The organism is Janthinobacterium sp. BHSEK, from assembly GCF_056174685.1.
In genome coordinates this window covers 1-8727 of the sequence record NZ_JBWBYV010000117.1, presented here as the reverse complement: position 1 = coordinate 8727, position 8727 = coordinate 1, and the positions used below count along the sequence as shown (strand labels likewise).

The window sequence follows — 8727 nt, the reverse complement described above, 5'->3', positions numbered from 1 at the left end:
CTCACCCGTTCGCCACTCGCCACCAGAGCAAGCTCCGTGCTGCCGTTCGACTTGCATGTGTAAGGCATGCCGCCAGCGTTCAATCTGAGCCAGGATCAAACTCTTCAGTTTAATCTCTGTTACTTTGCCCTTTTACAGGCACCGTCATTGCTGACGGGTCGCTCACTCAAAAAACTGACAGGCTACTTCCGAAGAAGTATCCTATTTCATTATTTCTTGTGAACATTTGATATTTTAAGTTAGACGCCAATCCGAAGATCGACGCTGCACTTACATCAAATGCCCACACTTATCGACTGTTAATTGTTAAAGAACGGTATTCGGTACTGCTTATTTGCCACTCTCGCGCTATCGACAAAGCGTTGTGTTTGTCAGCTGCGAAGAAGGAAGAGTATGAAGCGTTTCGGCTAATTCGTCAACCTTCTTTTTTACTACCTTCACCGTTTCCAGTGATCCCGTTGTTTCGCAAACTGCTGCGTCTCATTGGGGAGGCGAACTATAGCAAAGCGCTCCGGTGGAAGCAAGGCTTTCTCCGCAATACATGCAATCATTTTTCAATTCCCCGGCAATAATCAATATAAAAGTCAGCTTTCAAACGTACGACGTCTCATTCATGGTTAAATACATCACCCTGACCATTTGACAATTTACCTGTAGGTTCGCTTTGTGCTCCTGAATACCGATCAAATTCTCTCCCTGGCACCCGATGCCAGCTCCGCCAAGACAGGTAGCCAACTGGCCTCTCCCGCCAAATGGGATAAGCTGGGCCGCTCGGAGACGGCCACCTGGGGCGAATGCAAGGGTAGCGGCAAGGATCCCTACCGCACCCAGATCGACCTGGGCGAACCTGCCTTCAAATGCTCCTGCCCCAGCCGTAAGTTTCCATGCAAGCATGGACTTGCCTTGTATCTGCTCCTGGCGCAAGACCAGGCCTTGTTCGCAGCAGCGGAAGCGCCCCCATGGGTCAGCGATTGGCTGCGCGACCGCCAGCAGCGTGCCGAGAAAAAACGCTCTGGCGCATCGGAGCAGCCGGCCGCGCAAACGGAAGAGCAATCCGCCGCAAGCGCCGCCACCAACCTGAAGCGCGCGGAAAAACGCGAAAACAAGGTGGCCAGCGGCCTGGCCGCACTGCACACCTGGTTGCATGACCTGGAACGCGAGGGCCTGGCCACCGTGCGCGACCGCGGCCCCGCATACTGGGAAGCCATGGCCGCCCGTCTGGTCGACGCCCAGGCCGCCGGTCTGGCCGGCCGCATCCGGCGCGCCGGCAAACTGTGCTTTCAAAGCGGCGTGCAAGACTGGAGCCAGCAACTGGGGCGGGAACTGGCCGCTATATATATGCTTGGCGATGCCTACGCCAGGCTGGAAACGCTCTCGCCCGACCTGCAACACGATGTGCGGACCCACATCGGCTGGACCACCAGCAGCGACGATGTGCTGGCCCTGGCCGGCGTCACCGATTGCTGGCAAGTACTTTCACAACAGCACAGCGAGGAAGACCGCATACGCACGCGTGCCACATGGCTGCGCGGCGCGCGCAGTGGCCGCTGGGCACTGCTGCTGCATTTTGCTGCCGGTCCACAAGGCTTCGAACAGGCGATCAGCGTCGGCACGCAATTTGAAGGCGAACTCTGCTTTTACACCGGCGCCTGTCCGCTGCGCGCGCTGATCCGCGAGCCAGGTACGACGCTGCCGCTATCGACGTTCCCGACCGAGCAGCCGTCCTTCCTGGCCGCAATGGAGTCCTATGCCGACGCGCTGGCGGCGCAGCCATTCCTCGAGCGCTATCCGCTGGCCTTGTCCGGCATGACGGCAAGCATGGAAGACGCCGGCTTGCTGCTGCGCTGTCCCGATGGACGGCCCCTGCCCGTGAACGCATCGTTCCGCCATGCCTGGCACTTGCTGGCAGTCAGCGGCGGCCACCCCGTCACCTTGGCGGGCGAATGGGATGGCCGCGCCTTCGCGCCCTGGAGCGTATGGGCCGACGGCCGCCTGTATAACTTTGAAAGCGATTTTTGCGCATGAGCAAACTCGACGCCGCCCTGCAGATGGGCAGTTCCCGGGCCAAGATTGCCTTCGAAGCAGAATTGCCGGAAGACTTGCGCCCCCTGCTTGCGGACGATGCCGGCGAAGGCAGGCTCTGGCGTGCCATCGGCGCACTCGAACTGTGGACGCGCGCCGGCTACCTCCCGCCCGCTGCCGTGCCAGCCACAGCGATCTCCAGCACCGATACGCAAGAAGATGCATTGCAGGCTTGCCCGCCCCGTGCGGAAGCCATGTTGGCGCATCTGCTGCGGGACAGCCATCCGCCATTGCGTGGCGAATGGCTGCGCCTTGCCGCTTTGCACCACTGCCGCATTCCGGCCCGCCTGCTGCCCAGGATGCTGGAAGCGGGCAGCAGCCAGCAGGCGCTGCGGCCTGCCATCGTGACCGTGCTGGGTGCGCGCGGCCACTGGCTGGCCCGGCAACATGCGCAATGGACGTGGGCGAGCGGCACGCCTGGCAATGATGATGACGACATCGCGGTGCAGTGGGAAGCGGGCACGCTCGCACAACGCATGCTGGCCTTGCGCCAGTTGCGGGCACGCGATCCCGCCGCAGCCTTACAGTGCCTGCAGGCAAGCTGGAGCCAGGAATCGCCCGAAGACCGCGCGATGCTCCTGCCCTGTTTGAGCGTATCGCTGAGCCTGGCCGATGAAGCTTTCCTGGAGGCGGCGCTGGACGACCGCCGCAAGGAAGTCAGGCTGCAGGCGCAGCAGCTGTTGCGCACCTTGCCCGGCTGCGCGCTGCAACAGCGCATGCTGGAACGGCTGGCGCCATTGCTCCATCTGCAACGGCGCAAACTATTTCCTGACAGCCTAGACGTCGCGCTGCCCGCCGCCAGCGACAAATCCATGCTGCGCGATGGCATCGGCGCGCAAGGCTGGCCGCAACTGGGCGAGAAAGCAGGCTGGCTGGCCGACATGCTGGCATCGCTGTCGCCGCTGCACTGGAGTGAACTGTTTGACAAGTCTCCCGCACAGTGCCTGAAGTTGGCGCTCAGCAATGAGTTCCACGGCGCCCTGGTGCTGGGATGGAGCAACGCCCTGCTGCGACACATGCACGCCGGAACGACCACGCCGGCCGCAGCCGCGGCACTGGGCGACTGGCTGCAGGCGCTGACCTTGCTCTGGCTGGCGACGGATGGCGTGCGCGTACACTATGCGCGCGATTTTTTCTCCGCCTATGGCGCATTGCCCGCCGCCGACGTGCATTCCCGGCTTGCTCAACTGGTCGACGCCTGCGGCCCCACGTGGGGCGACCAGCAATTGCCACTGCTGGGCGTGCTGGCCGACGCCGCGCGCGCTTCGCCTGCGCCCTGGCCTGCCACCCTATCGCTGGCCGTGATGCAGCGCCTGCGCGCCGGCCTGTCCACATTTTCGGTACCTGCCTGGCACTTCAAGCCGACGCTCGAAGCATTTGCGCAAGTACTCGATCCGGCCGCCATGGCTGCCTGCGAAGCAGGCTGGCCGACCGGATCGCCGGCATGGGCCAGCTGGCAGGCACCCGTCGACGACATGTTCAGCGTGATCCGTTTCAGGCATGCCTTATCCCTCTCTTTTCAGGAGCAAATTTGATGTCCAGCATTACCAACATTCTTCGCCAGCATGCTGAAAACCAGTTCGCCACGGAACTGGAAGCCTTGATCGCTGCCGACACCCGGCAGCGCCCGCCACGCTGGAAGATGTCGCCATGGGCAGTCTCCAAGTATTTGCTGGGCGGCAAGCTCGACAACGGCGTCGAGATCACGCCCAAGTACATCGGCAATGCGCGCGTGATCGAAATCGCCGTCGCCACCCTGGCCACGGATCGCGCCCTGCTGCTGCTGGGCGTGCCGGGCACGGCCAAGTCCTGGGTCTCGGAACACCTGGCCGCCGCCATCAGCGGCGACTCGACCATGATCGTGCAGGGTACGGCCGGCACCAGCGAAGAGGCACTGCGTTATGGCTGGAATTACGCGCACCTGCTGGCGAAGGGGCCATCGCTCGATGCAGTCGTGCCCAGCCCGCTCATGCGCGCCATGCGCGAAGGAAAAATTGCCCGTATCGAAGAACTCACGCGCATCCCCGGCGAAGTGCAAGACAGCCTGATTACCATCCTGTCGGAGAAAATGCTGCCGATCGCCGAGCTCGATGAAGAAGTGCTGGCGCAAAAAGGCTTCAATGTGATCGCCACCGCGAATGACCGCGACCGCGGCGTGAATGAATTGTCGAGCGCACTGAAACGGCGCTTCAACACCGTCGTGCTGCCGTCACCCCGCACGGCCGATGAAGAAGTGCGTATCGTGGAAACCCGCGTTGCCAGCCTGGGGCGCGCCCTGGAATTGCCCGGCGAAGCGCCGGCACTGGAAGAAATACGCCGCATCGTGACCGTCTTCCGCGAATTGCGCGAAGGCGTGACGGCCGATGGCAAGACCAAGCTGAAAGGTTCCAGTGCCAGCATGAGCACGGCGGAAGCCATTTCCGTGATCACGCACGGTATGTCGCTGGCGGCCCACTTTGGCGATGGCGTGCTGCGCGGCGCCGACCTGGCGGCCGGCATGGTGGGCGCCATCGTCAAGGACCCGGTGCAAGACCGCATCGTCATGCTGGAATACCTGGAAACAGTGGTCAAGGAGCGCGATGGCTGGAAAGACCTGTATCGCGCTTGCCGCGACGTCATGAATTGAATCCCGACAGGCAACGATGAGCATTCACCTTTTCGGCATCCGCCACCATGGTCCCGGCTGCGCGCGCAGCTTGGTCCGGGCGCTGGAAGCCTTGCAGCCAGACTGCATCCTGATCGAGGGACCGCCCGAAGCGGACGAGCTGATACGCTACGCAGGCGACGCGGACCTGTGCCCGCCCGTGGCGCTGCTCGTGTATGCACCGGCCGAGCCGCGGCGCGCCGTCATGTATCCGTTTGCGGAATTCTCGCCGGAATGGCAAGCCATGCGCTTTGCCCAGGCGCATGGCACCCCCGTGCGCTTTTGCGACCTGCCGCAAGCGCATCGCCTGGCCGAGATTGCGGGCGGGAAAGACGCCGAAGCCGACACGCCCGCAAGCGACGAGGACATGCATGCGGACCCGCTGAGCTGGCTGGCCAGTGCCGCCGGCTTTGGCGACACCGAAACCTGGTGGGACCACCTGGTCGAGCAGCGCGGCGACAGCCTGGACTTGTTTGCGGCCATTGCCGAAATGATGGACGTGGTGCGCAGCGAAATCGCACTGCCGCCAAATGCGCTGGAAAACCGTCGCGAAGCCTATATGCGCAGCATGATACGCCAGGCGGAAAAGCAGGGACACCAGCGCATTGCCGTCGTTTGCGGCGCTTATCACGTTCCCGCGCTCAAGCAGATGCCCAGCGCCAAGAGTGATGCGGAACTGCTCAAGGGTTTGCCAAAAATCAAACTGGCAGCCACCTGGACGCCGTGGAGCTATGGCCGGCTGACGTTTCGCAGCGGCTATGGCGCCGGGGTCGAAGCGCCAGGCTGGTATCACCATCTGTGGCAACGGCCTGAGCAGGCGGGACTGTACTGGTTGACCGATGTCGCCACGCTGTTGCGCAAGCATGATCTCGATGCGTCGCCGGCCCACACCATCGAAGCCTTGCGCCTCGCCGATACGCTGGCCGCCATGCGCGAGCGTTCGCGTGCGGGCCTGAGCGAATTGCAGGACGCCGTGCGCTCCGTCTATTGCTACGACAGCGAACTGCCGCTGCGCCTGATCGCCTCGGCGCTGCTGATCAACGAACGCCTGGGCCAGGTGCCGGCCAGCGTGCCAACCTTGCCCCTGGTGCAGGATGTGCAAGCGCTGCAGAAACGCTTGCGCCTGCCGGTGCGTGCCGATGCGAGCGAACTCGCCCTGGATCTGCGTGAAACGGCGCACCTGGAAAAGAGCGTCTTGCTGCACCGCCTGGCCCTGCTGGACATCAACTGGGGAAGCCGCCTGCGCGTACATGGGAAAAGCGGCACCTTCCACGAACAGTGGCAACTGGCGTGGGAACCGGAATTTGCCGTCAAGCTGATCGAAGCAAGCCTGTGGGGCAGTACGGTGGCCGATGCCGCCACCGCATGCGCACTCAGCCGCGCGGCCAGCGCCGAGACCTTGCCGCAACTGACGGCGCTGGTGGAAGAGATCCTGCTGGCCGATTTGCAAGGCGCCATCGATGGCGTCATGCGGCGCATGCAGGAAGTGAGCGCGACGACGCCGGACCTCGGCTATATGCTGGCGGCCCTGCCGCCACTGGTCAACGTCATGCGTTACGGCAGCGTGCGCGGCACAGATACCAGCGCCCTGTCCAGCATACTCGACGGCCTGGTCATGCGCGCCTGCATTGCCCTGCCTGCCGGCGTGCGCGCCCTGGCAGACGAGGCGGCGGCGGCGCTCATGCAGACGCTGGTCGGCGCCGACCAGGCCATCCGCCTGGCGCAACGGGCCGATTACCAGGCAAGCTGGTTCGCGGCGCTGGAACAGGCGGCCTTGTACGACGCCACGCACGCACTGCTGGCCGGGCGCTGCACGCGCGCCCTCAACGAGCAGGGCCACTGGAGCATGGAGAGGACGGCAAGCGCCCTGGCCTTGCGCTGCTCCCATGCGCTGCCGCCCTTGAGCAGCGCCCATTGGCTGGAAGGCTTTTTGCATGGCAGCGGCACTTTATTGATACACAATGACGAATTGTGGCGCCTGATCGATGCCTGGCTGGCCGGCCTGGCGGCCGATACCTTCATCGAACTGCTGCCCTTGCTACGCCGCACTTTCGGCAGCTTTGCCGCACCCGAGAAGCGCCAGTTATCGGAACGCGCCAGCCAGGGCGGCGGCACGCAGGTTCCGCTATCGGCAAGCATGCCACTGGACGAAACACGGGCGCGGCGCATCTTGCCCACCTTACGATTATTGCTGGATTCCACGCCGGCGCAGGAGCATGCATGAACGATGCAATCAAGACCGGTGAAGCCGCGCGCCGCTGGCGCATGGTATTGGGCAAAACCGATCAACAGGACGAGATCGCCTTGAGCCAGGCCGACCTGGCCATGGACCGCACGCTGGAATCCGTCTACGGCCAGGGAGCGGCGGGTGGACGCGACGGAAACTTGTCGGCGTCGGCGCCGAATGTGGCGCGCTGGCTCGGCGACATCCGTCAGTATTTTCCCTCCTCCGTCGTGCAAGTCATGCAGAAAGATGCACTCGAACGCCTGGGCTTGCAGCAAATGTTGCTGGAGCCGGAACTGCTGCAAGCGGTGGAAGCGGACGTGCATCTGGTCGCCACCCTGCTCAGCCTGAACCGCATCATGCCAAACAAGACCAAGGCTACGGCGCGCCAAGTGGTCAGCCGGGTCGTGCAAGAACTGGAACGCAAGCTGGCTGCGCCGCTGCGCCAGGCCGTGGCAGGTAGCCTGAGCCGTGCCGTACGCAATATGCGGCCGCGCCACAATGAAATCGACTGGCTGCGCACGATACGTGCCAATCTTAAACATTACCAGCCGGACTATCGGACGATCGTACCAGCTACCCGCATCGGCTTCGGGCGCAAAGGACAGTCGCTGCGCGACATCGTGCTGTGTATCGATCAGAGCGGCTCGATGGCGCCATCCGTAGTATATGCCAGCGTATTTGCCGCAGTATTGGCCAGCATCAAAGCTGTCTCCACATCGGTGGTGGTGTTTGATACGGCAGTGGTCGACCTGACGCCATTGCTGGCCGATCCCGTTGACGTGCTGTTCGGCACGCAGTTGGGCGGCGGCACGGATATCAATCGTGCGCTCGCGTATTGCCAGGGTGTGGTGACGCGTCCGCAAGAGACGATTTTTGTGCTGATCAGCGATCTGTATGAAGGAGGCAATAACAAGGAAATGCTGGCGCGGGCAGCCAGTTTGCTGGTCAGCGGCGTACAAGTCATCGTCTTGCTGGCCCTGGATGACAATGGCGCACCTTCGTATGACCATCACAACGCGGCCCGGCTCGCAGCCATGGGCGCGCCCTGCTTCGCCTGCACTCCCGATCTGTTTCCAGATCTCATGGCCTCGGCCATCAAGCGTAACGATATGACGCAATGGGCTGCCCAGGCAGGCATTAACGTTATCGGCGGCAGCGAATAGTGCTGATGGCAGAACGCACAAAGGCAGCGCACAGCGCTGCCTTTTTTTTCGCCTGCTGAACAGCCGGGGTCAGACCCGCCATGCCGCAAACTCAGGGGCTTGCGCGGTAGCCCATGCGGGTCTGCCTCCAGCCTTCGCTGGGGGCTAACGCTCAAACCGCCAGACGAAAAAAAACCCCACCGGAGTCCGGCGGGGTTTTTCTCTACTGCGAATAACAAGCCTGACGATAACCTACTTTCACACTGGTTGCAGCACTATCATCGGCGCAAAGTTGTTTCACGGTCCTGTTCGGGATGGGAAGGGGTGGGACCAACTTGCTATGGTCATCAGGCATAACTTGTACCGGCGCTTGTCTCCTGTGGGACGACAAGGCCATGAATCTGGAAGAAGCGGATTATTTAGAATTTTGGGTAATGATTGCGATCAACAACTTCGCAACATGTACTTTCTTATCCTCTGTACCTGCTAAGGTTATAGGGACAAGCCGTACGGGCAATTAGTACTGGTTAGCTTAATGCATTACTGCACTTCCACACCCAGCCTATCAACGTCCTGGTCTCGAACGACCCTTCAAAGAGCTCAAGGCTCTGGGAAATCTCATCTCAAGGCAA

At 62.2% G+C, this 8727-nt stretch carries 5 protein-coding genes and 3 rRNA genes; 5 read left to right on the top strand and 3 right to left on the bottom strand.

Going from position 1 to position 8727, the window contains the following annotated elements:
* Positions 1–111, bottom strand: a 16S ribosomal RNA gene (locus AC0V2Y_RS26930); the annotation flags it as partial.
* A 555-nt stretch (positions 112–666) separates the two neighbouring features.
* Between AC0V2Y_RS26930 and AC0V2Y_RS26925 the strand changes: the two genes are divergently transcribed.
* The 5 genes from AC0V2Y_RS26925 to AC0V2Y_RS26905 are packed head-to-tail and all read left to right on the top strand — an operon-like array spanning position 667 to position 8116.
* The gene (locus AC0V2Y_RS26925; protein ID WP_475417809.1) at positions 667–2025 is read left to right on the top strand and encodes an SWIM zinc finger family protein; all 1359 of its coding nucleotides are present in this window, start codon (positions 667–669) and stop codon (positions 2023–2025) included.
* The gene (locus AC0V2Y_RS26920; protein WP_475417810.1) at positions 2022–3617 is read left to right on the top strand and encodes a DUF5691 domain-containing protein; all 1596 of its coding nucleotides are present in this window, start codon (positions 2022–2024) and stop codon (positions 3615–3617) included. The genes AC0V2Y_RS26925 and AC0V2Y_RS26920 overlap by 4 nt, the downstream gene beginning before the upstream one ends.
* Before the next feature lie 8 nt (positions 3618–3625).
* Positions 3626–4708, top strand: a complete 1083-nt coding sequence (locus AC0V2Y_RS26915; RefSeq protein ID WP_218963666.1) for an ATP-binding protein — start codon at positions 3626–3628, stop codon at positions 4706–4708.
* A gap of 16 nt (positions 4709–4724) precedes the next feature.
* On the top strand, positions 4725–6950 hold the full coding sequence (locus tag AC0V2Y_RS26910) for a DUF5682 family protein (RefSeq protein WP_475417811.1): 2226 nt from the start codon (positions 4725–4727) through the stop codon (positions 6948–6950).
* Complete coding sequence (locus AC0V2Y_RS26905) at positions 6947–8116, top strand: VWA domain-containing protein (protein ID WP_475417812.1); 1170 nt, start codon at positions 6947–6949, stop codon at positions 8114–8116. The genes AC0V2Y_RS26910 and AC0V2Y_RS26905 overlap by 4 nt, the downstream gene beginning before the upstream one ends.
* 218 nt (positions 8117–8334) lie before the next feature.
* Here the strand turns inward: AC0V2Y_RS26905 and rrf are convergent.
* Both rrf and AC0V2Y_RS26895 read right to left on the bottom strand, forming a co-directional pair.
* Positions 8335–8447: ribosomal RNA gene (rrf, locus tag AC0V2Y_RS26900) — 5S ribosomal RNA — on the bottom strand.
* Between the two features lie 144 nt (positions 8448–8591).
* Positions 8592–8727 (bottom strand): 23S ribosomal RNA (locus AC0V2Y_RS26895); the annotation flags it as partial.